This window comes from Cupriavidus cauae (genome assembly GCF_008632125.1).
Lineage (GTDB): Bacteria > Pseudomonadota > Gammaproteobacteria > Burkholderiales > Burkholderiaceae > Cupriavidus > Cupriavidus cauae.
The window spans coordinates 390,315-413,887 of record NZ_VWRN01000053.1 but is presented as its reverse complement, the minus strand read 5'-3'; the positions used below and the strand labels follow the sequence as shown (position 1 = coordinate 413,887).

Here is a 23,573-nt window from a genome sequence, read left to right as displayed (position 1 = left end):
TCGAGCCCAACGAACGGGCCGCATCCGGCGACAGCCCCGGCACCGGCGCCACGCCTTGCTCACGCGCCCGCATCAACGCGCCCCGTACCCGGTCAGCAGCGTCCGCACCGTCTTCACCGCCACCAGCAGGTCCAGCGCGAAGCTGCAATGCTTGACGTAGTACAGGTCGTAGCTGAGCTTGGTGACCGTTTCCTCGTGCGTGCCCGCATAGCCCTGCTGGACCTGCGCCCAGCCCGACAGCCCCGGCCTCACCAGATGCCGGTACGGGTAATAGGGGATCGTGTCGGCGAAGCGCTCGACCATCGGCACCTGCTCGGGACGCGGTCCGATCAGGCTCATGTCGCCCGTCAGCACGTTCCATAGCTGCGGAATCTCGTCGAGCCGGTATTTGCGGATCACGCGGCCGACGCGCGTCACGCGCGGATCGCGCCGGGCGGCAAAGCGCGCGGTGTCCTGCGGCGCGGTCTCCATGCTGCGGAACTTCAGCATCGTGAACGGCTTGCCGAGCAGTCCGACGCGGCTCTGCCGGAACAGCGCCGGGCCGGGGGAGTCCAGGCGGATCGCGAGCGCCACCACCAGCGCCGCGGGCAGCGCCAGCGGCGCCAGGCACAGTACCGTGGCCACATCGATCAGGCGCTTCAGATAGCCGTAGAAATAGTGCGCGGCATGATCGTCGAGGAAGTTCTCGTCGATATGGTCGAGCCCGAGCCGGCCGGTCAGCATCTCGCCCACACGCTCCACGGAGTAGATCCGCACGTGGCTCATCTTGTAGCGCGCCAGCAGCCGGGTCCGTTCCGGATCGGCCGCGGCACTGCGGTCGAGCATCAGGCCGTCGCAATGCACCGCTTCCTCGATCGAGCCGATCGGCTCGAAGCGGGTGCGTCCCGGCGGCAGCGCGCCCGGCATCGCCAGCAACTGCTGCAGTTGCGCCAGCGCGGCGGGATCGGTGTAGCCGAACACCGGCACGTAGTTCTGCACATAGCGCCGGTAGCCGGCCCAGATCCACGCCAGCGTGGTCAGATAGCCCAGCAGCAGCGCGCCGCGCGAGTAGGGAATCTGGAAGGCGGCGAAGGCGAACAGCAGCGCGACGAAGGGCAAGGTCGCCGCCAGGCCGACCAGGCTGTTGCCCTCCATCGCCGGCAGATGCAGCGAGCGGTGCAGCAGCACGAAGGCGAGCAGGTAAGGCGCGATCGACCACAGCAGCGTGCGCGGGAACACGTGGGTCACATAGCCGGCCTGATGGGCGGCCTCGGCCAGTCCCATGTTCAGCGCGAACGGCAGCAGGCCGAGCAGGGCCCAGCCGAGCATACGGCTGGCGCGGCGCATCGTTTCGGAGCCGCGGGCGCGGATGGCCAGGGCGGGGCGGGCGGTGCCCGATGCCTTGTTCATGCGCATCCCCTCAGGCCCGGTCCCGCGCAAGCGGGCCGTTGGCCGGCGCGGTGGCGGGCAGCTGCTCGCGGTAGATCGCCCAGGTCGCATCGGCCATCGCCGTCACGCCATATTGCAGCGCCCAGCGTTCGCGTGCGGCCGTGCCGAGCGACGTCCGCAGCGTGGCATCGCCGGCCAGGCGCGCCAGTGCATCGGCCAGCGCCGGCACGCTGCCCGGCGCGCACAGCAGCCCGCAACGGCCCTCGTCGAGTTGTTCGCGAATGCCGGGCAGATCGCTGGCGACGACCGGCAGGCCGGCGCGCATCGCCTCGAGAATGGACAGCGGAAAGCCTTCGTGGTCGGAGGCCAGCACGAAGGCCTGCGCCGAGGCCAGCAGCGCGGGCACCGCGGCGACGTTGCCGGTGAACACCACGCGGCCGGGAGCGAGGCGTTGCGCGAGCGCGCGCATGGCCGGCAGTTGCGGGCCATCGCCGGCGATCACCAGCTCGCAGCGGGCCAGCGCGCCATCGCCAGGTTCGGCGCGTTCGGCGGGCTCGGCCATCTCGGCGAGTTTGGCGAAGGCGCGGATCAGCAGATCGGGCCGTTTCGGGGCGGCAAAGCGCGCAACCATCACGATGCGATGCATCGGCGCGCCAGGCTCGGCCCGCTCGGGGACATCGCCAATGCCGTTGTGGATCACCGCGATCCGCCGCGCGGGCAGCGGCAGGCTGCGTGCCAGTTCGCGCTCGGCCTCGGACACGCAGATCAGCCGTGCGGTCAGCGGGGCCAGCAACCATTCCGCGACGCGGGCGGCGAGCCGTTGCCGGCGCGGCGCGGCCGGCTTGAAGCCAAAGCCGTGCACGGTATAGACGACCGGGATGCCGAGCAGCCAGCCGGCGATGCGGCCCAGGGCGCCGGCCTTGGCGCTGTGCGCGTGGATCAGGTCCGGATCGGCCTGCCGCAGCGCCTTCATCAGCTCGCGCAGCGCCGCGATCGCGCGCAGCGGCGACAACGCGTTGTCGAGCCGGGACAGCCGGACCGTGCGCGCGCCCAATGCCTCGGCGGCCGGCAGCAGCGGACCGTCGCCGCCGGCCAGCACGATCGCTTCCACGCGCTCGCCCAATGCCTCCAGCAGCGTGGCCACATGGGCCTGCGCGCCGCCGATCTCCGAATTGGTGATCAGGTAGGCGATGCGGGGCCGCTCGGCCTGTCCCAGGTCCGCCGCCGAGGCGGAGGCAGGCAAGCGCTCGGGTTCGGCGCAACGCGGGGACCAACGCAAGGACCAACGCAGGGACCGGCGCTGAGACCGGCGCGCCGGAGAATGGGGAAACGAGCGCGGCGACAGGGGCACGGTGGCAGGAGGGCGCGATATCGGAATGGCGGCGGGAATGGCGGCGGGCGGCGCAGCAAATCGTGCGTGCGATGGCGTGTGTCAGGACACCGAACTGCCCGGCCGAACCGATTATAACTGCCGTGCCTGATCGCAATCCGGCAAAATACAGGTTTTGGCGCGCCGTTCTGGGCACATGGCGGGATCACGAAGTCCCGCGGTTCCATGCCCCGCGGCGGGGCGCCCGCTCCCTTCACTTCCAGGAAGCTGCATGCAAATCGACTCCTCCATCTTCAAGGCTTACGACATCCGCGGCATCGTCGGCAAGACCCTGACTCGCGACGTCGCCCGTGCCATTGGCCTGTCCTTCGGTTCCGCTGCCGCCGAGGCCGGCGAGACCGCGGTAGTCGTCGGCCGCGACGGGCGCCTGTCCGGACCGGATCTGCTGTCGGCGCTGGTCGAGGGCCTGCGCGCCGCCGGCATGGACGTGATCGACCTCGGCATGGTCGCCACGCCGATGGTGTACTTCGGCACCAATATCGAACTCGCCGGCCGTCGCGCGACCTCGGGCATCATGGTCACCGGCAGCCATAACCCGCCCGACTACAACGGCTTCAAGATGGTGCTGGCCGGCAAGGCGATCTACGGCGAGCAGATCCAGGGGCTGCGCCAGCGCATCGTCGACGAGCGCTTTGCCAGCGGCGCGGGCGCTTATCAAGAGGTCGACATCCGCCAGCTGTATCTGGACCGCATCGCCAGCGACGTCAAGCTGGCGCGGCCGATGAAGATCGCGCTCGATGCGGGCAACGGCGTGGCCGGCGCCTTCGTCGGCGATCTGTTCCGCGCGCTGGGCTGCGAAGTGACCGAGCTGTTCTGCGACGTCGATGGCACCTTCCCCAACCACCATCCGGACCCCGCGCATCTGGAAAACCTGCAGGACCTGATGCGCTGCCTGCGCGAGACCGACAACGAGCTGGGCCTGGCCTTCGATGGCGACGGTGACCGGCTCGGCGTGGTCACCAAGGACGGCCAGGTCATCTTCCCCGACCGCCAGCTGATGCTGTTCGCGCAGGAGATCCTGTCGCGCCATCCGGGCCAGCAGATCATCTACGACGTCAAGTGCACCGGCAAGCTGGCCCCGTGGATCCGCGAGCATGGCGGCGAGCCGCTGATGTGGAAGACCGGCCATTCGCTGGTCAAGGCCAAGCTGAAGGAAACCGGCGCGCCGATCGCCGGCGAGATGAGCGGCCACGTGTTCTTCAAGGATCGCTGGTACGGCTTCGACGACGGCCTCTATACCGGCGCACGCCTGCTGGAGATCCTGTCGCAGCACGACAATCCGAGCGCGGTGCTGAACGCGCTGCCCAATTCGATCTGCACGCCCGAGCTGCAGCTCAAGTGCGCCGAGGGCGAGCCCTTCACGCTGCTCGACAAGATCCGCGCCAATGCGAAGTTCGAGGGCGCGCGCGAGGTCATCACGATCGACGGCGTGCGCGTCGAATATCCCGACGGTTTCGGGCTGGCCCGCCCGTCGAACACCACGCCCGTGGTGGTGATGCGCTTCGAGGCCGATAACGACGCCGCGCTGGCCCGCATCCAGGCGGAGTTCAAGCGCGTGATCCTGGCCGAGAAGCCGGATGCCCAGCTGCCGTTCTGAGCGGATGCCGGTCGATCCGGCAGTACCGTTGCAGGACAGCGCCGCCCCCGAGGCGATCGAGACCGCCGGCATGCCGCGCCCGCTGGGCGTGCCCATGCCGGAGCGGCCGCGCATCCTGGTGGTCAAGGTGTCCTCCCTCGGCGACGTCGTGCACAACATGCCGCTGATCCACGATCTGCGCGCGCGCTGGCCCGGTTGCGAGATCGACTGGGTGGTCGAGGAGGGCTATGTCGAACTGGTGCGCCTGCTGCCGCAGGTGCGGCGCGTGATTCCGTTCGCGCTGCGGCGCTGGCGCAAGGGCCTGTTCTCGGGCGCGGTGTGGACCGAGCTGGGCGCGTTCCGCCGCGCGCTGCGCGAGGACGCCTACGACGCGGTGATCGAGACGCAGGGGCTGCTGAAGACCGCGGTGGTCTCGCGCATCGCGCGCCGCCATGCGGGCGCGCCGGTGATCGGACTGGGCAATGCGACGCAGGGCTCGGGGTACGAGCCGGCGGCGCGGCTGTTCTACACCGATCCGATCCAGGTCCCGCTGCAGACCCATTCCGTTCGTCGCTCGCGCCTGCTCGGGGCCGCGCTGACCGGCGTCGCCCCGGCCGAGCCGCCGCGTTTCTTCGGCGACGAGGCGCGCGTGCTGCATGCCAACGATCCGCTGTGGTCCGACCTGCCGACGCGCTACGCGGTCTGCTTCCATGCGACCGCCGGCGCGAAGAAGCGCTGGCCGCTGGAGCACTGGCATGAGCTGGGCCGGCGCCTGTTCGCCGAGGGGCTGGCGGTGATGCTGCCCTGGGGCAACGAGGCCGAGCGGCATGCCGCCGAGCGCATCGCCGCGGGCGTGCCGGGCTCGCGCGTGCTGCCGCGCTTCACGGTGATGCAGGGCTTCGGCCTGATCAATCGCGCCGAACTGGTGGTCGGCGTCGACACGGGGCTGGTGCATATCGCCGCGGCGCTGTGCCGGCCGACCGTTGAAATCTATACCGCGACCTGGCGCTGGAAGACCGAGGGCTATTGGTCGCCACGCATCGCCAATGTCGGCGACGACGGCGAGGCGCCGACGGTCGAGGAAGTCCACGCGGCGGCGCGCCGCGTGCGTGGGCTCGGACGGGAAGGCTGATGCTGTTGCGTGTTCTGTACAACCTGGCCTGGGGTTTGATCCTGCCGGCCGCGCTGGCGCGGCTGGCGTGGCGCGCGCGCAAGGAGCCCGGCTATCTCCGGCATGTCGGCGAACGGCTCGGACGCTACGACGCGTTGCCGAGGCAAGGTCCCTGGATCTGGGTCCATGCGGTCTCCGTTGGCGAGACGCGCGCCGCGCAGCCGCTGATCGCGCGGCTGCTGGCGGCCTATCCCGGCCATCGCATCGTGCTGACCCATATGACCCCGACCGGCCGGCAGACCGGCGCCGAACTGTTCGGCAAGGAGCCGCGGCTGGTGCAGTGCTACCTGCCGTACGACGTGCCGGCGCTGGTGCGGCGTTTCCTGGCGCATTTCCGGCCGGAGGCCGGCATGCTGATGGAAACCGAGGTCTGGCCGAACCTGGTGCGCGGTGCGCGCCTGGCCGGCGTGCCGCTGTATCTGGTCAATGCCCGGCTGTCGCCGCGCAGCTTTCGCCGTACCGCCCGCTTCGGGCGCGCTGCGGCGGCGATGTATGCGGACTTCACCGAGGTACTGGCGCAGACCCAGGCCGATGCCGAGCGCTTTCGCGCGCTGGGCGTGGCGGCGGTGCGCGTGACCGGCAACCTGAAGTTCGACATGCAGCCATCGGACGAGCAGATCGAACGCGGACGACGGCTGCGCCGGGCCTTCGGCACGCGGCCGGTGCTGGCGGCGGCGAGCACGCGCGAGGGCGAGGAGGCGATGCTGCTCGACGCGCTGTCGCGCTGGCGCAAGCTGTGCGGCGAGGTGTGGGACCAGGGTTCGGACACGGCGCGTCCGCCGGCGCTGCTGCTGGTGCCGCGCCATCCGCAACGCTTCGATGCGGTGGCGGCGATGGTCACGCAGACCGGCTTCACATTGCAGCGCCGCAGTGCACTGGGCGAGGACGGGCTCGATCAGCCCATCGAGGCCGACGTGCTGCTGGGCGATTCGATGGGCGAAATGGCCATGTATTTTGCGGCATCGGATGTCGCCTTTATCGGCGGCAGCCTGCTGCCGCTGGGCGGCCAGAACCTGATCGAGGCCTGCGCCGTCGGCACGCCGGTGCTGATCGGCCCGCATACCTTCAACTTTGCCCAGGCCACCGACGATGCGATTGCCGCGGGCGCCTGCCTGCGCGTCGACAGCGCCGAGCAGCTGATGCATACCGCCGCGGTGCTGCTGTCCGATCGCGAACGGCTCGCCCGCATGCAGACGCAGGCCCGCGCCTTCGCCGGCGAGCATCGCGGCGCCACCGCGCGCACGGTCGAGGCGCTGGTGCCCGCGCTGCCTGCGCCGGCCGCCCCGGGCAAGGCCGGCGACGCCGCCGATGGGCCGGCCCCGGCGGACAGCCCGGGCACTCGCTGATCCCGGCTGCGTCAAATCGATTGCGTACACTTGCCGGGCGTCCCCCTGTGGCGTCCTCCGTGGCGTCACCTTGTGGGTGCGTCCGGCACTCTCTTTGCTTCGGGACGCATCATCGTCGTCGATGCATCCCGCCAACTCGAGGAGCGAACCGATGTCCCTGTCCTTCCGCATGGGTACCGCAGCCGCGGCCGCAGCGCTGCTTGGTGCCGCGATGTCCGGCTGCGTCACCGCGCCGGCCCCCGATTCGCCGTCGGCGACGCCGACCCTGAGCGAGACCCGGCCCGGCGGCCCCAGCCGCTGGGAGCTGGTGCGCTGGCAGATGCCGGACGGCTCGCTGAAACAGATCCCGCATGGCGATAACGGCGAGCCGGTGCTGTTCGAGTTCAACGCCGGCATCGACGCGGCGCAGGGCACGGTCACCGGCAACACCGGCTGCAATCGCATGACGGGCAGCTATGGCAAGACCGACAGCGGCATGCGCTTCGATCGCGTCGCCAGCACGCGCCGCGCCTGTCCGCCGCCGTTGATGGAGGTGGAGAACAGCCTGCTGAATGCGATGCAGTCGCCGTTTACGACGGTCGGCACGCAGCCGTCGGCAGGCTCCACGGGCCGCCAGATCATCTGGAAGACCGCCGATGGCGATCTGCTGCATTTCGTCGAACGCGAGGGCGTGGGCCGCCGCGGCGATCGGCTCGATGGGCAGCAAGGGCAGGGCCAGCAAGGCCAGCCAGGGCAAACGGGCCAGGGCCAAGGCCAGGCCGCCGCGTCGGGCGTCGAGAAGACCGTCTATGTGGATTCGCAGCGCGTCGAATGCACCGGGGTCGGCAAGCAGACCTGCTATCGCGTCCGCGACGATCCCAACGCCCCCTGGCAGCTGTGGTACGGGCCGATCGAAGGGCTCGATTTCGAGCCCGGCATCGCCTACACGCTGCGCGTGCGCGAGTACCGCGTGCCCAATCCCCCGGCCGATGCGTCCGCGATCCGCTGGGAGCTGCTGGAGGTACAGCGGCGTACGCGGGTGAATTGAAGGCAAGCAGGATTTACCGATGGGGAGAACCCCCTCTCCCCGGCGGCGCGCACGCCCATGGCGGATTGAATCGCGAGAGGGAGGGGATCGCCCCTTTGCCGATGCGGCGCGAACGGAAGGAATTCGGCCATCGGCATTGCACCGATGGCCGTGGATCGATTTGCGCTAGCCGCGCTTTGCCGTCCGCGCCGGCTTCGCGCCCGGCGCGGCGGCCTTCGGCGGCTCGGGCAGCTTGTACATCGAGCCCGGCGGCAGCGTCAGCAGCGTATTGATCTGCACCAGGTCGTCTTCGCTGAGAGAGCCGGTGGCGGCCTTCAGGCGCAGGCCGTTCATGATGGTGTCGTAGCGGGCGCGGGCGAGATCGCGGCGGGTCGAGAACAGCTGCGCCTCGGCGTTCAGCACGTCGATGTTGATGCGTACGCCCACCTCGTAGCCGAGCCGGTTCGACTCGACCGCGGTCTGCGCCGAGCGTTCGGCCGCCTCCAGCGCGCGCACCTGGGCCAGCCCGTTGGAGACGCCGGAGAAGGTCTGCCGCGCGTTCTGCGCGGCGGTGCGGCGCGCGAATTCGAGATCGCTGGCGGCGCGGTCGGCCAGCGCCAGCGTTTCGCGCGCACGGGACTGGATCTGGCCCCCGGCGTAGATCGGAATGGTCAGCTGCACGCCGATCTGCGCACTGTTGTAGCGGCTGGCGACGTTGACCTGCTGCTGGATCAGGCCCGACGAGTCCTGATAGCCGTAGGAGGCGACCAGGTCGACCGACGGCAGGTGGCCGGCGCGCGCCTTGTTGTATTCGCGCTGCGCCGTTTCCAGGTTGTAGCGGGCGAGGCTGACCTGCGGGTTGGTCTGTTCGGCCTGCTGGGCCCAGAGGTTGACGTCGGCCGGCTGCGGACCCGGGATATCGGCGGCGGGGCGCAGCCCCATCAGTTCGTCGACCGGCCTGCCGGTGATCTGCTGCAGCGTCGCGCGCCGGACTTCGAGCTCGTTCTGCGCGGCGATCTCGGTCGAGACCGCGAGGTCGTAGCGGGCCTGCGCGTCGTTGGTATCGGTGATGGTGGCGGTGCCGACCTCGAAATTGCGCTTGGCCTGTTCGAGCTGCTCGGCGATCGCGCGCTTCTGCGCGCCGGCCAGATACAGGTTGTCCTGCGCCGCCAGCACGTCGAAATATGCCTGCGCAGTGCGCGTGATCAGGTCCAGCTGCGCCTGGCTGAAGGTGACTTCCCCCGCCAGCGCGGCCAGTTCGCCCTGCTTGTAGGTTTCCCAGCGATCCCAGCGGAACAGCGGCTGGGTCAGCTGCAGCGCCCAGTTCTTGTTGTTCAGGAAGCGGTTGGCGTCGATCGGCGCGCTCTGGTCGATCTTGGTGCGGGTGACACCGGCCACGCCGTTGATCTGGGGCAGCAGGCCGGCACGGCCCTGCGGCAGGCGTTCCTGCGAGGCGGCAAGCTGGGCGCGCGCGCTGGCGAACTGGGCGTCGTTGGACTGCGCTTCGCGATAGACCTGCAGCAGGTCGGCCGCGCTGGCCGGAAGCGGCAGCAGGGCGGCCAGGCACAGCGCCAGCGCCACGCCGGAGGCGGCGCGCGAAGGCGCGTGCGGAAGGCGACCGCGCCGATCCTCGCTCAGAGCATCCGACACACCGATCGGCACACCATTCGACGCAACATTCGACGCAACAGCATGCGCGGCACTCCGCGCGGGACACAGCGCAAACCTCATGACGTCTCCAGCTTGTCGGACGCGGCGCGGCCGACGGTTAGCGTCCGCTCAGTATTTCGGCATCGCGGGATCGACCTGCTCGGCCCACGCATGCACGCCGCCGCTCAGGTTGTAGACCTTGCCGAAGCCGTGCTGCCGCTCCAGGAAGTTGGCCACCTGCATGCTGCGGCCGCCGTGATGGCAGACGCAGACGACCTCGGCGTCCGGGTCCAGCTCGGCCGCGCGCGCGACGATCTGTCCCATCGGGATATGCGTGATGCCGGGCAGCGCGCAGGTCTGGACTTCCCAGTCCTCGCGCACGTCCAGCAGCACCGGCTTGGCGCGGCTGGCGTCGCCCAGCCATTGGGACAACTCGGTGGCGGTAATCTGCTGCATGGTGGTTTCCGGCTCAGAACTGGAAGCGCGACGGCGCCTTGGCGCCGGTCAGCGGGGCGACCGCGGTCTCGAACAGATTGACGGTCTGGTATTCGGTGTCGGACACGCGCGTGATCAGCTGGGCCTCCATCACCGGCAGCGTGCCGACGAAGGCGGCGATGCGGCCGCCGACCTTGATCTGCGACAGGATCGCTTCGGGCACCACCGGCAGCGAGCCGGAGATGCAGATCACGTCGTAGGGGGCGCCGGCGGGCCAGCCTTCGGCGGCGTTGCCCTCGGCGACCTCGACATTGACGATGCCGGCCTTGGCGAGGTTGTCGCGGGCCAGCGCGGCCAGCTCGGGGCGGATGTCGACCGTCAGCACGTGGCGGGCGCGATGGGCCAGCAGCGCCGCCATGTAGCCCGAACCTGCGCCGATCTCCAGCACGTTCTCATGCTTGCGCACGCCCAGCTCCTGCAGCACGCGGGCCTCGACGCGCGGGGCCAGCATGTTCTGGCCGCCCGGCAGCGGGATTTCCGTATCGACGAAGGCCAGCGCCTGGTACGCCGTGGGCACGAACTGCTCGCGCTTGACCACGGCCAGCAGGTCGAGGATTTCCTGATCCAGCACGTCCCAGGGCCGGATCTGCTGTTCGATCATGTTGAATCGGGCTTTTTCGAGGTCCATCTTGCCTTCCTTGCTATGCCAACCGCTATCTGTTTCGTGTTCCGGCCGCGCGGTGCCAGGGGCCGGGGAATTCCGTCAAACCCGACATTTTAACTCCCCGGCGTGACGCCGGGGCATCCGACCGGAGCGGGGGGCCAGGCGCCTGTGGCCGACAGGTCGGGCCGTCATTCCGCGCGTCATTCCGCGCTCGCCGGCCGGCCGGGGGCAGGCCGGGCGGGGTTGGCGGGCTCGTGGCCTTGGACGTGGCCTTGACCGTGGCCTCGCTCGTGGTCCTGCCGGGGGCCCGCCGGGGCCACTGCCGCGGCCCCGCCCTGCGTCCCCTCCGCCGCGGCCTTGCCCCGCCAGCGCCGTGCCAGCCAGCCGCCAAGATCGTCCAGGTAGGTGTAGATCACCGGCACCACCACCAGCGTCAGGATCGACGAGGTAATGATGCCGCCGATCACGGTCTGCCCCATCGGCGCGCGCTGCTCAGCGCCCTCGCCGAGGCTGAAGGCCAGCGGCACCATGCCGAAGATCATCGCCAGCGTGGTCATCAGGATCGGGCGCAGCCGCACGCGCGCCGCTTCGACCAGCGCGGCCTCGCGCGACAGCGGGGCCTTGCCGTGCTCGCCGCGCCGCGCCTGGTTGGCGAAGTCGACCAGCAGGATCGCGTTCTTGGTCACCAGCCCCATCAGCATGATGAAGCCGATGATCGAGAACATGTTCAGCGTCGAGCCGAACAGCAGCAGCGCCGCGAACACGCCGATCAGCGTCAGCGGCAGCGAGGTCATGATGGCGATCGGCTGGAAGAAGCTCGCGAACTGCGAGGCCAGGATCATGTAGATGAAGATCACCGCCAGCGCGAGCGCCGACACCGCATAGCCGAACGATTCGTTCATCGACTTGGTCGAGCCGCCGAAGCGGTACTTGTAGCCGACCGGCCACGTCATGCCGTCGAGCGCCTGCTTGATGTCGCGCGCGACCTCGCCCTGCGAGCGGCCCGCGGTATTGGCGGTCAGCTCGACCTCGCGGTTCAGGTCGCGGCGGCTGATCTGGTTGGCGCCGGTGGTGGGCACCAGCTCGGCGATCTGGCGCAGCGGCACCATCCGGGGCGAACCGTCGGGGTTGGTCTGCGTGCTGGCGATCATCAGCGCCGACAGGTCCGCCATGCCGGTGCGCGCGTCCTTCGGCAGCCGCACGCGCACGTCGTAGTTCTCGTCGTCCGGCGCGCGCCAGCTGCTGATGGCGTCGCCCGCCAGCAGCGGCCGCAGCGCGTTGCCGATCTGCGTGATGCCGATGCCCAGGTCCGAGGCGAGCTCGCGGCGGATGCGCACTTCCACCGTCGGGCGATCGTCCTTCATGCTCGAATCCAGATCGACCAGGCCCGGAATCGCCCGCATCCGGCGCGACGCTTCCTCCGACAGCCGCTTCAGCTCGCCCAGGTCGTCGCCCTGCAGCGAGACCTGGATCGCCTTCTGCCCGCCGGCGCCATCGGGCATGCCGACCATCGTCAGCGTGATGCCGGCGATGCGGTTCATCCGCTCGCGGATCAGCGGATTGAGCTGCGTGGTGGTCCGCTCGCGCTGCTTGCGGTCGACCAGCCGCACCGACACCAGCGCGTTGTTGCGGCCCGAGGTATTGCCGGCGTTGATGGTGGCGTAGGTGTAGGCCACTTCCGGGAATTCGCGCAGCGCGGCCTCGACCTGCCGCACCTTGGCCTCGGTGACCTCGAGCGCCGTGCCGACCGGCGTGGTGAAGCCGATCTGCGTCTCGCCCAGGTCCGCGTTGGGCACGAACTCGGTGCCGATCAGCGGCACCAGCGCGAAGCTGCCGAAGAAGGTCACCACGGCGATCAGCGCGGTGGCCAGCCGGTGTTTCAGCGCCCAGCCGAGCATCGCGCCATAGCCGTGGCCGAGCGCGTCCATCCGCGCCGAGAACCAGTCCAGCAGCCGGCCGATGCTGCGCCCGTACCAGCTGCGCTTGTTGCCGGTGCCGTGCAGGTCGGGATCGTGCCAGACCGACGACAGCATCGGGTCCAGCGTGAACGACACGAACATCGAGATCATCACCGCGGCCACCACGGTGATGCCGAACTGATGGAAGAAGCGCCCGATGATGCCGCCCATGAAGCCGACCGGCAGGAACACCGCGACGATCGAGAAGGTCGTCGCCAGCACCGCCAGACCGATTTCCTCGGTGCCATCCAGCGCTGCGGCGCGGTGGTTCTTGCCCATCAGGTTGTGCCGCACGATGTTCTCGCGCACGACGATCGCGTCGTCGATCAGCAGGCCGACGCACAGCGACAGCGCCATCAGCGTGATCACGTTCAGCGTGAAGCCGAACAGGTACATCACGCCGAAGGTGCCGATCAGCGCGATCGGCAGCGTCAGGCCGGTGATCACCGTGCTGCGCCACGAGCCGAGGAACAGGAAGACGATCGCCACCGTCAGGAAGGCGCCTTCGAGCAGCGTCGAGCGGACCTCGTCGACGCTGCGCCGGATGCCGCGCGCGCTGTCGTTGATCACGGTCAGCTGCACGCCGGCCGGCACCAGCTTGCGCACCTCGTCGGTCATGCGGACCAGGCCGTCCACCGTATCGACGGTGTTCTGCCCCTGCGCCTTGACCACCGACAGGAACAGCGCGCGCTTGCCGCCGAGCAGGGCCAGGCTCTCCTGCTCCTGCTCGCCGTCGCGCACCTCGGCCACCTGCTCGAGCGTGACCGGCTGATTGCCGCGCCGCGCGACGATGATCTGCCTGAAGGCGGCCGGATCGACCACGCGGCCCTTGATCTGCACCACGGTCTCGGTCGCCGAGGAACGCAGCTCGCCCGCCGGCAGTTCCTGGTTCTCGTTGCGGATCGCGGTCATCACCTGGTCGACGCCGATGCCCAGCGCCTCGAGCTGGGCCGGCCGGATGCGGATCTCGATCTCGCGCTTGGTGCCGCCGACGATGCTGATCGCGCCGACGCCGCGCACCGTCTCCAGCCGCTTGCGCACGATCTGGTCGGCGATGGTGGTCAGCTCGCGCTGGCTGCGCGCGGAGCCGGGGGCGTTCGATACCGACAGATGGAAGATCGGCGCGTCGGAGGGGTCGTAGCGCAGCACGCGCGGTTCCTCGACCTCGTCGCGGAATTGCGGCCGGATCAGCGCGATCTTGTCGCGCACGTCCTGCGCGGCCTGGGCCACGTCGACGCTCAGGTCGAACTTGATCACGACCACCGAGGTGCCCTGGTACGAGTGCGAGAAGATCTCGTCGATGCCGGAGATCGTATTGACGATCTCCTCGACCTTGCGCGTGACATCGGACTCGACCGACTCGGGCGGCGCGCCCGGGTACTCGGTCTGCACCACGACGATGGGGAACGTGATGTCGGGAAACTGGTCGACCGGCAGCCGCTGGTACGAGAACAGCCCGATCACGATGAAGGCCATCATCATCATGGTGGCCATCACCGGGTTGCGGATCGACAGACGCGTGAACCACATATCGGGCGCTCCGCTCGTTCAGGCCTTGACCAGGCGAACCTGACTGCCGACCCGCAAGGTGCCGAGATTGCTGCGCACGACCTGCGCGCCGCTGGCAAGGCCCCCGGCGATCTCGACGAGCCCGGCGCTGTCGTCGCGAATGCCGAGCTCCACCGGCCGCTCGGCCAGCATGCCGTTCTCGATCACATAGACGAAGGCGCGCTCGCCTTCGGTGCGCACCGCGGTGATCGGCACCGACACCACGCCGGCGCGCTGTCCCAGTACCAGTCCGCCTTGCGCGAACATGCCGGCGCGCAGCCGGTGCTCGGGGTTGTCGACGCGGACATAGACCATGATGCTGCGCGTGCCTTGCGTGACGGCCGGATTGATCCGCACCAGCTTGCCCTCGAAGCGGCCCGCGCCCTCGACGTCGAGCTGCACCGGCTGGCCGATCGCCACGCGGCCGACATCGGCCATCGGCACCGGCGCCTCCAGCTCGAGGATGCGCAGGTCCACCACCTCCAGCAGCGCGGTGTCGGGTGAAACCTTCTCGCCGGGCTGCACCGAGCGCACAGCGACCATGCCGTCCAGCGGCGACTTGACCACGGTGTCGGCCAGCGCCTTCTGCGCGACCGCCAGCCCGCCCTCGGCCGCATCGAGGTTGGCCTTGGCCACGTCGAGCTCGGACTGGAACTTGTCGAAGGCGGTCTTCGAGATGAAGCCGCGGCCCACCAGGTCGCGATTGCGCTCCCAGGTCTGGCGCGCGTTCTCGTACTGGCCGCGCTGCGCCAGCATCTGCCCGCGGGCCTGCGTGACCTTGGCCTGGTATTCGGTCGGATCGATGCGCACGATCACCTGGCCGGCGCGCACCGGTTCGCCCTCGCGCACCAGCACGTCGGGCACCTCGCCCGAAACCTTGGCCTTGACGGCGGCCTGGTTCAGCGCGCGCAGGCTGCCGGACAAGGGCAGGGTCACGCGCAGGTCGTGCGCCGCGGCGGCGACCACATCGGTCTGCAGCAGCTCGATGACGTTGGCCGCCGGGGCAGCGGCCACCGTGGCGGGCTGCTTGCTGCCGCTGGCCTTGCGCACCATCGCGCCGGCGCCGGCCAGTACGGCCAGGGCCAGCACCACGAGCAGCAGCTTGTTACGCGAGATCTTCATCGTCAGGGGCGCGGCCGGTGCGGCGGCGCTTCGGTTTCGGTTCGGGAGTGGCCGCCGGAGCAGGGCGGCCGTTTGCGCGTGCGGTGGGCCGGGGGTGGGTGCGTACCTTGGCGCTGGCTTTGGTGCCGGCTTTGGTGCTGACTTTGCTTCGTACGGTGCTGTGACCGGCGGTACGTCCGGCGCCATGTACCGTGATGGGCGTCGTGCCGTCGGCGGGCGCGTCGCCCTGCAAGCGGGCTTGCTGCTGCATCTCGTCGCGGATCTGTTCCCAGACGTAGGGGCCGGCCTGCGGCGGCAGCGGGGTATCGCGCGCGGCCCCGGCGGTCAGGCCGAACAGCAGCACCTGCAGCAGGTTGTCGAGAAACGCCTCGGGATCGATGTCGACGTCCGAGCCGATGCGGAACGCACGCTGCCACAGCATCAGGAAGACCAGCGGGGCGCAGATCAGCGTGGTGGTCGGATTGGCCGGCAGCGCGCGGAACTCGCCCCGTGCGACGCCGCGCGCCAGCACGCGCGCGAACAGCTCGTCGCCGGGCACCATCACTTCCTCGTGGTAGAAGCGCGCGATATCGGGGAAGTTGGCCGATTCGGCCATGATCAGCTTGGTCAGGCCCGCCACCGGCGTCGCGCCGATCAGGCCCCACCAGCCGCGCAGCAGTTCGCGCAGCAGCTCAGGGGTCGAACCCTCGTAGCTGTCGACCAGATCGGTGCCGCGCACCAGCGCCGGCACCAGGTTCTCGCGCACCACGGTCTTGAACAGTTCCTTCTTGTTGGCGAAGTACAGATAGACCGTGCCCTTCGACACGCCGGCCGCCGCGGCGACGTCCTCCAGCCGCGTGGCCGCGTAGCCGCGCTCGACGAAGAGGTCGAGCGCGGCCGCCACCAGCTCCTGCGGGCGGGCGGACTTGCGGCGCGACCAGCGTCGCGCTTCGGGGGCGCCGTCGTTGGCACCGTCGTTCGCACCTTCGTTGGCGCCAACGCGGGCATCGAGGCGTGGGACTTGGGGTGGATTCACTGCAGGGGGAGCGCCGGGCCAGGACGGGCGGCGAAATAAATAACCGATGGGTCAGTAATGTAGTGTGCGCCTCCGGAGCGGTCAAGCGCGCCGCCCGGATGTGGGCGGGAACACAGGCCATGGCGGTGCGGTGGTGCACAATGGCGCCAAAGCCGTTCTGAACCATTGCGATGTCCTGCCAGTCTGACGTTTCCTGCCGTGCCGGTTGCGGCGCTTGCTGTATCGCGCCGTCGATCGCCTCGCCGCTGCCGGGCATGCCGCACGGCAAGCCGGCCGGCGTGCCGTGCGCGCAGTTGCTACCTGACATGCGCTGCGCGGTGTTCGGCCGCCCCGAGCGGCCCGCCTTCTGCGGCGGCCTGCGGCCGTCGGCCGAGATGTGCGGCGAATCGCGCGAGGCGGCGCTGCACTGGCTGACGCAACTTGAGGTCGCGACCGCGCCGGCATCGGCCCGCGGCGCCTGACCGAATCTGGAGACCTGTGGATGGCCACGATTTCTCGCCGGCGCTGGCTGGCGGCCTGCGGCACCGCCGCACTCACCGTGTCCGTGACGGCCTGGCTGGCCGGCTGCGGCTGGGTGGGCAATGAATACACCTTTTCGCAGAGCCAGTTGCAGGCGGCGCTCGAGCGCAAGTTCCCGTTCAGCCAGCGCTACATGCAGCTGTTCGACATCCAGCTGGCCAACCCGCAGCTGCTGCTCGATCCGCAGCGCAATCGCGTCAGCATCACGTTCGACGCCACGCTGGACAACCGGCTGTTCTTCCGCGAGGCGATGAAGGGACGGTTCGCGCTGGACAGCGCGCTGCGCTACGACCCGTCGACCCGTTCGCTGGTGCTGCAGGACCCCGAGGTCAAGCAGTTCGACGTGGCCGGTCTGCCGCAGCAGTACTCGCGCCAGTTGAACGCGCTCGGCGGCATTCTGGCCGAGCAGTTGCTGCAGGACTATCCGCTCTACACGTTCAAGCCCGACGAGCTCAAGTTCGGGGGCACGCGTGTCGAGCCCGGTACAATCACCGTGCTGCCGGACGGCATCAACGTCAAGATCAGTCGTCCGTAGCAGCGCAGAACAATCCATGGCGAGGCCGGCGTTCGCCCGGCCATCGCGGGGCGGCATGGTCGTGCCGCCCAGGGTCGTCCCCCGGTATCAACGCAATTTGCCAATTACGCGTGCTCGTGTGGCTGCGCCAATGCGCCGGCCGGCGGGCGCATTGTCCCTGAATCGCTCCAATCGTCCGCCATCGCATGGATATTGCCATCGCCCTCAAAGCCCTGATCCTCGGCATCGTCGAAGGACTGACCGAGTTTCTCCCGATCTCCAGCACCGGACACCTGATCCTGGCTGGCGAGTTGCTGAACTTCAACGACGAGAAGGGCAAGATCTTCGAGATCGTGATCCAGTTCGGCGCGATCCTGGCCGTCTGCTGGGAATTCCGCCGGCGCATCGTCGACGTGGTCGGCGGGCTCGCCACCGAGCCGCGCGCGCAGCGTTTCGCGATGAACGTGATCATCGCCACGGTGCCGGCGATCGTGCTCGCCTTCCTGCTCGGCCCCTGGATCAAGGCCTATCTGTTCAACCCGATCACCGTGGCGACCGCATTTATCGTCGGCGGGCTGGTGATCCTGCTGGCCGAATGGCGCGAGAGCCGGCGCGGGCAGGTCTCGCATCCGCAGGGCAATGCGCTGCTGGAAGCGGCCAAGGCGAGCGCTCCGCGCATCGAATCGGTCGACGACATGAACTGGCGCGACGCGCTGAAGGTCGGCATCGCGCAGTGTTTCGCGCTGGTGCCGGGCACTTCGCGCTCGGGCGCCACCATCATCGGCGGCATGCTGTTCGGCCTGTCGCGCCAGGTGGCGACCGAATTCTCGTTCTTCCTGGCGATCCCGGTGATCTTCGGCGCCAGCGTCTACGAACTGTACAAGGCGCGCAACCTGCTGTCGGCCGACGACATCGGCGTGTTCGCGGTCGGCTTCGTGTTCGCCTTCCTGTCGGCCTTCCTGTGCGTGCGCTGGCTGCTGCGATTCGTGGCGACGCACGACTTCAAGCCGTTCGCCTGGTATCGGATCGTGTTCGGGGTGCTGGTGCTGGCGACGGCGCAGCTGGGCATCGTGGCCTGGCACGGTTGAAGATTCCCCTCTCGCGTGCGAGAGAGGGGAGTGCAATCTCATCCCCGCTTGCGGAACACCACGTCCCACACGCCGTGCCCGAGCCGCAGCCCGCGCCGCTCGAACTTGGTCACCGGCCGGTAGTCCGGCCGCTGCGCGAAGCCGCCGGGCGCCTCCGAGGTATTGGCCAGCGTCGGCTCGCCCGACAGCACCTCGACCATCTGGTGCGCGTATTCCTCCCAGTCGGTCGCACAGTGCAGATAGCCGCCGGGCTTGAGCCGGCTCGCCAGCAGCTTGACCAGAGGCGGCTGCACCAGCCGGCGCTTGTTGTGGCGCTTCTTGTGCCAGGGATCGGGGAAGAAGATATGCACCCCATCCAGGCTTTCCTCGGTCAGCATGTGGGCGACCACTTCGACCGCGTCGTGCTGCAGGATGCGGATATTGTCGATGCCCCGTTCGCCGATCAGCTTCAGCAGCGCGCCTACGCCGGGCTCGTGCACCTCGCAGCCCAGGAAGTTGTCCTGCGGCCGCAGCTGCGCGATATGCGCGGTCGTCTCCCCCATGCCGAAGCCGATCTCCAGGATCGACGGGGCCGCGCGCCCGAACGCGGCCTGCCAGTCCAGCGGCTGGCCGGTGTAGGGCAGCACGAAGCGGGGCCCGAGCTCGTCGATGGCGCGCTGCTGGCCGGTCGAGGTCCGTCCCGCACGGCGCACGAAGGAACGGATGCGGCGGGGATGGGCGACGTTGGCGGCGGGATCGCCAGCCGTGCCGGCCGGCTCGTCGTCGGGCACGGTGGCCTCGGTCGGAATGGGATCGTCGGGAAACATGGCAACAAAAAGGCCGCCGGGCGATTCACCGTTCGGAATGACCCGGTGTCGGAGGGGCGGCCAGAGAATGATGGGTTCCGTGGGCCAGTGGCCGGTGCCTGGTGGAGCCGGGCGGCCAGCGGCAAGCGCGTATTCTAGCGCAGTGCCTCCCCATACGGAGCCGCGCCGCGGGTCGCCATTAGTTGTGATGATATGGGCGCTTCCACGCAGGCAACGCCCAATCCATCGGCGGATACGACGCGATTTGACGCGATTGATCCGATATCGAGTGGATTCGCCCCATTCAGCGCCGGGCCGTGGCCCGCGCCAGGGCCTCGCGTGCGCGCCGTGCGGCGTCGGCATCCACGCGCTCTTCCAGCACGCGGGCGAGTAGCCGCAACTGGCTCGCGGTGATGCCGACGTTCATGCTGATCCGCATGTGCGATTGCAGTTGCGACTCCGCGCCCTGCAACGCTGACAGCATGCCCACCGTCGCCAGTTCGCGGCTTTGCCAGTCGAGGTTGTCGCGCTCGAAGATATCGCCGAACAGGTGGGACTTCAGGTATTGGTCGATGGCTGGCGCGAACTCGAACACGGGGCTGCTGGCCGGCGCGCCGACCAACCTGGTCTGGTTGGCGGTGCCTGCGGCCAGCAGCGCCTGGCCTTCGGGAATGGCCTTGCTCGGCTCGCGGCCGGGCGCATCGTGGACGCCGCGCTGCCTGCGTGTCTCCAGCACCTTCATCAGTTCGGCCAGCGCGTTCAGGCTGCGCGGAAAGCCCGCATAGGCGTAGAGCTGCACCAGGATCTCCCTGGCATCGCTGACCGTCAGGCCCGCGTCCAGTCCCTGTTGCAGGGCGGTATTGAGCCGGGCGATGTCGCCCGCCGCCGCGAAGGCAGCGATCGGCACGATGGCCTGCTGGCGGGCGTCGAGCGTGTCGGAAGCGGTCCGGGTTTGCGGCATGCCTGTGGACTCCTGTCGGTCGGGCTGGGCCTGGCACAGCGCCGCCGCGAGGCCAAGCGCCACCGCAACGATGCCTGTCTTGCCGGCCACGCGCCGAGCGGAAAACACCTTAGCGGCCCTGGTATTGCGCATCGCTGACCTTCTCCATCCACTCGACGTTCTTGCCGTCCCTGGTGCCGCTGACCGCAAGATGCGTCATCGCGGTCGTCGGGGACGCGCCGTGCCAGTGCTTGACCCCGGGCGGGCACCAGACCACGTCGCCGGGCCGGATCTCCTGCACCGGCTTGCCCCACTCCTGCGTCAGCCCGACACCCGAGACCACCACCAGGCGCTGGCCGGCCGGATGCGTGTGCCAGGCCGAGCGCGCGCCGGGCTCGAAGGTCACCATTGCGCCGGAGGCATGGATGTCGTCGCCGGCTGGCCATAGCGGGTCGATACGCGCGCGCCCCGTGAAGTACTCGGCCGGACCGGCGGCCGAGGCCTGGCTGCCGACGCGGGTGATGCGCTGCCCGTCCGCCGCCTTCGGCTCGGCCGCGCCGGCGACCGCGGCCTGCAGCGCGGCGGCGCACAGGGCCGTTCGTGTCAGGGATCTCTTCATTGCGATGCTCCTCGGTCATTGATCGACGGGCGCCACCGCTCAGGCGTCCGCCACCGTCCGCGCCGACTTTACGCGACTGCCGTTGACCGAAAAAGATGCTAGATTCGCACGCGGTTATAAGGAGGGCTTATCAATGCCGCGCACGACCTTCGACGATCTCGCCGCCTTTATCGCCGTCGCGCGTGCGCGCAGCTTTACCCGTGCGGCGGCGCAACTGGGCGTATCGCAGTCGGCTCTGAGCCAGGCGGTCCGGGGCCTGGAGGCACGGCTCGGCGTCCGTCTGTTGTCTCGCACGACGCGCAGCGTCTCGGCCACCGAGGCCAGCGAGCGCCTGCTGGCGACCGTGGCGCCTCGCCTCGAGGAGGTCGAGGCCGAGCTGGGCGCCATCGCGGAATTGCGCGACCAGCCGCGCGGGACCATTCGCATCACCGCCACCGAGCACGCCGCCAATTCGGTGCTGTGGCCGCGTCTGGGTGATTTCATGCGGACGTATCCCGATGTCCGCGTCGAACTGATCCTCGATAACGGGCTGTCGGACATCGCCGCCGACCGCTATGACATGGGCGTGCGATTGGGCGACCTGGTCGCGCAAGACATGGTCGCGGTGCGCATCGGTCCCGACGTGCGCTTCGCCGTCGTCGGCTCGCCCGCCTACCTTGCCGGCAAGCCACACCCCAGGACGCCGCAGGAGCTGACCGGGCATCGCTGCATCAATCTGTATTTGCCGACCTACGGCGGGCTGTATGCCTGGGAGTTCAGGAAGGGCAAGCGCGAACTGAATATCCGCGTGGATGGGCAATTCGTGGCCAACGACAGCGACCAGATGGTGACCGCCGCCCTGGCCGGCATGGGACTGGCCTTCGTTCCGGAAAACATGATCCTGCCCCACGTCGAGCGGGGCGACCTGGTGCCATTGCTCGAGGACTGGTGCCCGGTTTTTCCTGGCTACCACCTCTACTACCCGAGCCGCCGGCATTCGTCGCGGGCGATGACCTTGCTGATCGAGACGCTGCGGTATTCGGGGAAACCGCCCGCGGACCGTAGCGCAAGACGAGCGCGGCCTTGACCGTTCGCATGCTTACGGACAGCGCTTTCGGATCGGACCAGGGGATGGACTGCAGGGGAGGGTGGAGCGGGCGATGGGAACATCACGCCGCACTCAACCCGTTGATTGATAACGGGTTTCTTCCGTGAGCGCCACGGAATTAGACCAGATTATGTACCAGCCCCACGTGCCCGGCAACCCGGGATCGTCTGCCATCGCCCAGCAACGTCCATGCACAGCCACCAGGGTCATGTTCAGATGCGCCTGTGGGCCGAGACTGTGTTTCGCTGCTCCGATGTTTGGGGCGTACGCCATACCAACGTCCTCCAGATCGGCAGCGATTTCATCTGGAAAACGTCAGGTGTTCGGCGCGTTGTGCTCCTTCGTATTCGACGAGGCGAACATGATCGGCCCTCCATTCGGCTTTGCACGCTGACGCCTCCATCCCTTGTGGGCCTCGTGCTTCTCTTTCGCCGAAAGCCGAGGGTGTGCAGTGTGTGCAGGACGAGCCCGGTGTTTCAGTTCCCTGCACCGTAGCACGGCGTTCTCGTCGTCATGAGCGGAGAGCGCTTGTACGGCTGGCGATGCTGGCCAGCCCCAACCGCAGGAAAACCATAGAAAAACTGCCAGGCGCTGCTGCGCTCTGAGGTGCTGGGCACTCCCATCAAATAGCCCTTTGCTTCATGCGCAAGGACAGCGCCTCGGCGCTCTCCTTGCGCTCGCTGTAGCGATCCACCAGGTACGGCGCCGCGTCGCGCGTGAGCAGTGTGAACTTCATCAGCTCCTCCATCACGTCCACGATGCGGTCGTAGTAGGCCGAGGGCTTCATGCGCCCGCCCTCGTCGAACTCCTGGTACGCCTTGGCAACCGAGGACTGGTTGGGGATGGTCAGCATGCGCATCCAACGGCCCAGCACGCGCATCTGGTTCACGGCGTTGAAGGACTGCGAGCCGCCCGAGACCTGCATCACGGCCAGCGTCTTGCCCTGGGTCGGGCGCACCGCGCCGACCGACAGTGGAATCCAGTCGATTTGGGTCTTCATCAGGCCGGTCATGGCGCCGTGGCGCTCGGGCGAGCACCACACCATGCCTTCGGCCCATTGCGTGAGCGCATGCAGTTCCTGGACCTTGGGGTGATCACCCGGCGCATCATCCACCAGCGGCAGGCCGGAGGGGTTGAACATGCGCGTCTCGCCGCCGAGCGCGCGCAGGATGCGCGCGGCTTCCTCGGCGGAAAGTCGGCTGTATGAGCGTTCCCGCAGCGAGCCATAGAGCAGCAGAAAGCGCGGTGCATGGCTGCCGCGCTCGGGCGGCAGCAGCCGCGCTATATCCGGTTCCTGAAACAGCGTTGTGTCGATGTTGGGCAGGTCAAGTCGCGCTTCAGACACGGCGGCCCTCCGCGTCGATCACCGGCTCACCGTCTTCCTTGTTGAACGCGCCGCGCTGGGGCTGCGGCAGGATGTCCAGTACTGTTTCCGAAGGGCGGCACAGGCGCGTGCCCAGCGGCGTGACCACGATGGGTCGGTTGATGAGAATGGGGTGCTGCTCGATGAAATTGAGCAGCTGCTCATCCGTCCACTTCGGATCGCCCAGGCCGAGTTCGGCATAGGGGGTGCCTTTTTCGCGCAGCACGTTGCGCACGCCAAGGCCCGCATCGGCCAGCAGCTTGACCAGCGTGGCGCGATCGGGTGGCGTCTTCAGGTACTCGATAACCGCGGGCTCTTCGCCGCTGTTGCGGATCAGCGCCAGCGTGTTGCGCGACGTGCCGCAGGCGGGATTGTGGTAGATCGTGATGGTGCTCATGGGCATGTCGTG

20 protein-coding genes and 1 pseudogene are annotated in these 23,573 nt (G+C 68.8%); 8 read left to right on the top strand and 13 right to left on the bottom strand.

Annotation, left to right across the window (positions count from 1 at the left end; translation table 11 throughout):
* Nucleotides 1-72 precede the first annotated feature (72 nt).
* Together F1599_RS20930 and F1599_RS20925 are read right to left on the bottom strand one after the other, a co-directional pair.
* Nucleotides 73-1,389, bottom strand: coding sequence for an exopolysaccharide biosynthesis polyprenyl glycosylphosphotransferase (locus F1599_RS20930; RefSeq protein ID WP_223819792.1), 1,317 nt, complete (start codon nucleotides 1,387-1,389; stop codon nucleotides 73-75).
* Between the two features lie 10 nt (nucleotides 1,390-1,399).
* The gene (locus F1599_RS20925; protein WP_223819791.1) at nucleotides 1,400-2,611 is read right to left on the bottom strand and encodes a glycosyltransferase family 4 protein; all 1,212 of its coding nucleotides are present in this window, start codon (nucleotides 2,609-2,611) and stop codon (nucleotides 1,400-1,402) included.
* A gap of 358 nt (nucleotides 2,612-2,969) precedes the next feature.
* On the opposite strand from F1599_RS20925, the gene F1599_RS20920 reads away from it, so the two are divergent.
* From F1599_RS20920 to F1599_RS20905, 4 genes are all read left to right on the top strand, one after another.
* Complete coding sequence (locus F1599_RS20920; RefSeq protein WP_150084336.1) at nucleotides 2,970-4,355, top strand: phosphomannomutase/phosphoglucomutase; 1,386 nt, start codon at nucleotides 2,970-2,972, stop codon at nucleotides 4,353-4,355.
* Nucleotides 4,336-5,466, top strand: a complete 1,131-nt coding sequence (gene waaC, locus F1599_RS20915; RefSeq protein WP_150084334.1) for a lipopolysaccharide heptosyltransferase I — start codon at nucleotides 4,336-4,338, stop codon at nucleotides 5,464-5,466. Before F1599_RS20920 ends, waaC begins: the two co-directional genes overlap by 20 nt.
* Before the next feature lie 2 nt (nucleotides 5,467-5,468).
* Complete coding sequence (waaA, locus tag F1599_RS20910; RefSeq protein WP_150084525.1) at nucleotides 5,469-6,851, top strand: lipid IV(A) 3-deoxy-D-manno-octulosonic acid transferase; 1,383 nt, start codon at nucleotides 5,469-5,471, stop codon at nucleotides 6,849-6,851.
* Between the two features lie 151 nt (nucleotides 6,852-7,002).
* Nucleotides 7,003-7,878: an META and DUF4377 domain-containing protein gene (locus tag F1599_RS20905; protein ID WP_223819790.1), complete on the top strand. Its 876-nt coding sequence runs from the start codon at nucleotides 7,003-7,005 to the stop codon at nucleotides 7,876-7,878.
* Between the two features lie 165 nt (nucleotides 7,879-8,043).
* Here F1599_RS20905 and F1599_RS20900 read toward each other — a convergent pair whose 3' ends face one another.
* The 6 genes and pseudogenes from F1599_RS20900 to F1599_RS20875 form a co-directional block, all read right to left on the bottom strand.
* Complete coding sequence (locus F1599_RS20900) at nucleotides 8,044-9,438, bottom strand: TolC family outer membrane protein (protein WP_149318003.1); 1,395 nt, start codon at nucleotides 9,436-9,438, stop codon at nucleotides 8,044-8,046.
* Nucleotides 9,439-9,636: 198 nt separating this feature from the next.
* Nucleotides 9,637-9,963: a rhodanese-like domain-containing protein gene (locus F1599_RS20895; protein ID WP_149317758.1), complete on the bottom strand. Its 327-nt coding sequence runs from the start codon at nucleotides 9,961-9,963 to the stop codon at nucleotides 9,637-9,639.
* Nucleotides 9,964-9,976: 13 nt separating this feature from the next.
* Nucleotides 9,977-10,630, bottom strand: a complete 654-nt coding sequence (locus F1599_RS20890) for a protein-L-isoaspartate O-methyltransferase family protein (protein ID WP_149317759.1) — start codon at nucleotides 10,628-10,630, stop codon at nucleotides 9,977-9,979.
* A 176-nt stretch (nucleotides 10,631-10,806) separates the two neighbouring features.
* Nucleotides 10,807-14,094 carry an efflux RND transporter permease subunit gene (locus F1599_RS20885; protein ID WP_150084332.1) on the bottom strand — a complete coding sequence of 1,096 codons (3,288 nt, stop codon included), beginning with the start codon at nucleotides 14,092-14,094 and terminating at the stop codon, nucleotides 10,807-10,809.
* 18 nt (nucleotides 14,095-14,112) lie between these two features.
* The gene (locus tag F1599_RS20880) at nucleotides 14,113-15,165 is read right to left on the bottom strand and encodes an efflux RND transporter periplasmic adaptor subunit (RefSeq protein ID WP_150084519.1); all 1,053 of its coding nucleotides are present in this window, start codon (nucleotides 15,163-15,165) and stop codon (nucleotides 14,113-14,115) included.
* A gap of 265 nt (nucleotides 15,166-15,430) precedes the next feature.
* Nucleotides 15,431-16,297, bottom strand: a pseudogene (locus F1599_RS20875) (TetR/AcrR family transcriptional regulator); the annotation flags it as partial.
* Between the two features lie 122 nt (nucleotides 16,298-16,419).
* Between F1599_RS20875 and F1599_RS20870 the strand changes: the two are divergent.
* The 3 genes from F1599_RS20870 (at nucleotide 16,420) to F1599_RS20860 (ending at nucleotide 18,370) form a co-directional block, all read left to right on the top strand.
* On the top strand, nucleotides 16,420-16,710 hold the full coding sequence (locus F1599_RS20870; RefSeq protein ID WP_149317761.1) for a YkgJ family cysteine cluster protein: 291 nt from the start codon (nucleotides 16,420-16,422) through the stop codon (nucleotides 16,708-16,710).
* A gap of 20 nt (nucleotides 16,711-16,730) precedes the next feature.
* A complete protein-coding gene (locus F1599_RS20865) occupies nucleotides 16,731-17,303 on the top strand; it encodes a DUF1439 domain-containing protein (protein ID WP_150084330.1) in 573 nt (190 codons plus the stop codon).
* Between the two features lie 185 nt (nucleotides 17,304-17,488).
* A complete protein-coding gene (locus F1599_RS20860; protein WP_150084329.1) occupies nucleotides 17,489-18,370 on the top strand; it encodes an undecaprenyl-diphosphate phosphatase in 882 nt (293 codons plus the stop codon).
* A 38-nt stretch (nucleotides 18,371-18,408) separates the two neighbouring features.
* Here F1599_RS20860 and trmB read toward each other — a convergent pair whose 3' ends face one another.
* The 3 genes from trmB to F1599_RS20845 form a co-directional block, all read right to left on the bottom strand.
* Entirely contained in the window at nucleotides 18,409-19,176 is a 768-nt protein-coding gene (gene trmB, locus F1599_RS20855; RefSeq protein ID WP_149317764.1) for a tRNA (guanosine(46)-N7)-methyltransferase TrmB, read from the bottom strand.
* 283 nt (nucleotides 19,177-19,459) lie between these two features.
* Nucleotides 19,460-20,116 (bottom strand): carboxymuconolactone decarboxylase family protein, encoded by a 657-nt coding sequence (locus F1599_RS20850; RefSeq protein WP_150084327.1) that lies wholly within the window; start codon nucleotides 20,114-20,116, stop codon nucleotides 19,460-19,462.
* Nucleotides 20,117-20,225: 109 nt separating this feature from the next.
* Complete coding sequence (locus F1599_RS20845) at nucleotides 20,226-20,714, bottom strand: (R)-mandelonitrile lyase (protein ID WP_150084325.1); 489 nt, start codon at nucleotides 20,712-20,714, stop codon at nucleotides 20,226-20,228.
* Between the two features lie 133 nt (nucleotides 20,715-20,847).
* Here F1599_RS20845 and F1599_RS20840 point away from each other — a divergent pair, with 133 nt between their 5' ends.
* Nucleotides 20,848-21,780, top strand: a complete 933-nt coding sequence (locus tag F1599_RS20840) for a LysR family transcriptional regulator (protein WP_150084323.1) — start codon at nucleotides 20,848-20,850, stop codon at nucleotides 21,778-21,780.
* 643 nt (nucleotides 21,781-22,423) lie between these two features.
* Here the strand turns inward: F1599_RS20840 and arsH are convergent.
* Together arsH and arsC are read right to left on the bottom strand one after the other, a co-directional pair.
* Entirely contained in the window at nucleotides 22,424-23,146 is a 723-nt protein-coding gene (gene arsH / locus F1599_RS20835; protein ID WP_032958192.1) for an arsenical resistance protein ArsH, read from the bottom strand.
* Complete coding sequence (gene arsC / locus F1599_RS20830; protein WP_150084321.1) at nucleotides 23,139-23,561, bottom strand: arsenate reductase (glutaredoxin); 423 nt, start codon at nucleotides 23,559-23,561, stop codon at nucleotides 23,139-23,141. Before arsC ends, arsH begins: the two co-directional genes overlap by 8 nt.
* Nucleotides 23,562-23,573: the final 12 nt, after the last annotated feature.

What these genes read in the sequence shown, in the direction of transcription:
- F1599_RS20930 (WP_223819792.1), bottom strand. Translation starts at nt 1,389, where the DNA reads ATGAACAAGGCATCGGGCACCGCCCGCCCCGCCCTGGCCATCCGCGCC.
- F1599_RS20920 (WP_150084336.1), top strand. Translation starts at nt 2,970, where the DNA reads ATGCAAATCGACTCCTCCATCTTCAAGGCTTACGACATCCGCGGCATC.
- waaC (WP_150084334.1), top strand. Translation starts at nt 4,336, where the DNA reads ATGCCCAGCTGCCGTTCTGAGCGGATGCCGGTCGATCCGGCAGTACCG.
- F1599_RS20905 (WP_223819790.1), top strand. Translation starts at nt 7,003, where the DNA reads ATGTCCCTGTCCTTCCGCATGGGTACCGCAGCCGCGGCCGCAGCGCTG.
- F1599_RS20895 (WP_149317758.1), bottom strand. Translation starts at nt 9,963, where the DNA reads ATGCAGCAGATTACCGCCACCGAGTTGTCCCAATGGCTGGGCGACGCC.
- F1599_RS20890 (WP_149317759.1), bottom strand. Translation starts at nt 10,630, where the DNA reads ATGGACCTCGAAAAAGCCCGATTCAACATGATCGAACAGCAGATCCGG.
- F1599_RS20885 (WP_150084332.1), bottom strand. Translation starts at nt 14,094, where the DNA reads ATGTGGTTCACGCGTCTGTCGATCCGCAACCCGGTGATGGCCACCATG.
- F1599_RS20880 (WP_150084519.1), bottom strand. Translation starts at nt 15,165, where the DNA reads ATGGTGCGCAAGGCCAGCGGCAGCAAGCAGCCCGCCACGGTGGCCGCT.
- F1599_RS20870 (WP_149317761.1), top strand. Translation starts at nt 16,420, where the DNA reads ATGTCCTGCCAGTCTGACGTTTCCTGCCGTGCCGGTTGCGGCGCTTGC.
- F1599_RS20865 (WP_150084330.1), top strand. Translation starts at nt 16,731, where the DNA reads ATGGCCACGATTTCTCGCCGGCGCTGGCTGGCGGCCTGCGGCACCGCC.
- F1599_RS20860 (WP_150084329.1), top strand. Translation starts at nt 17,489, where the DNA reads ATGGATATTGCCATCGCCCTCAAAGCCCTGATCCTCGGCATCGTCGAA.
- trmB (WP_149317764.1), bottom strand. Translation starts at nt 19,176, where the DNA reads ATGTTTCCCGACGATCCCATTCCGACCGAGGCCACCGTGCCCGACGAC.
- F1599_RS20850 (WP_150084327.1), bottom strand. Translation starts at nt 20,116, where the DNA reads ATGCCGCAAACCCGGACCGCTTCCGACACGCTCGACGCCCGCCAGCAG.
- F1599_RS20845 (WP_150084325.1), bottom strand. Translation starts at nt 20,714, where the DNA reads ATGAAGAGATCCCTGACACGAACGGCCCTGTGCGCCGCCGCGCTGCAG.
- F1599_RS20840 (WP_150084323.1), top strand. Translation starts at nt 20,848, where the DNA reads ATGCCGCGCACGACCTTCGACGATCTCGCCGCCTTTATCGCCGTCGCG.
- arsC (WP_150084321.1), bottom strand. Translation starts at nt 23,561, where the DNA reads ATGAGCACCATCACGATCTACCACAATCCCGCCTGCGGCACGTCGCGC.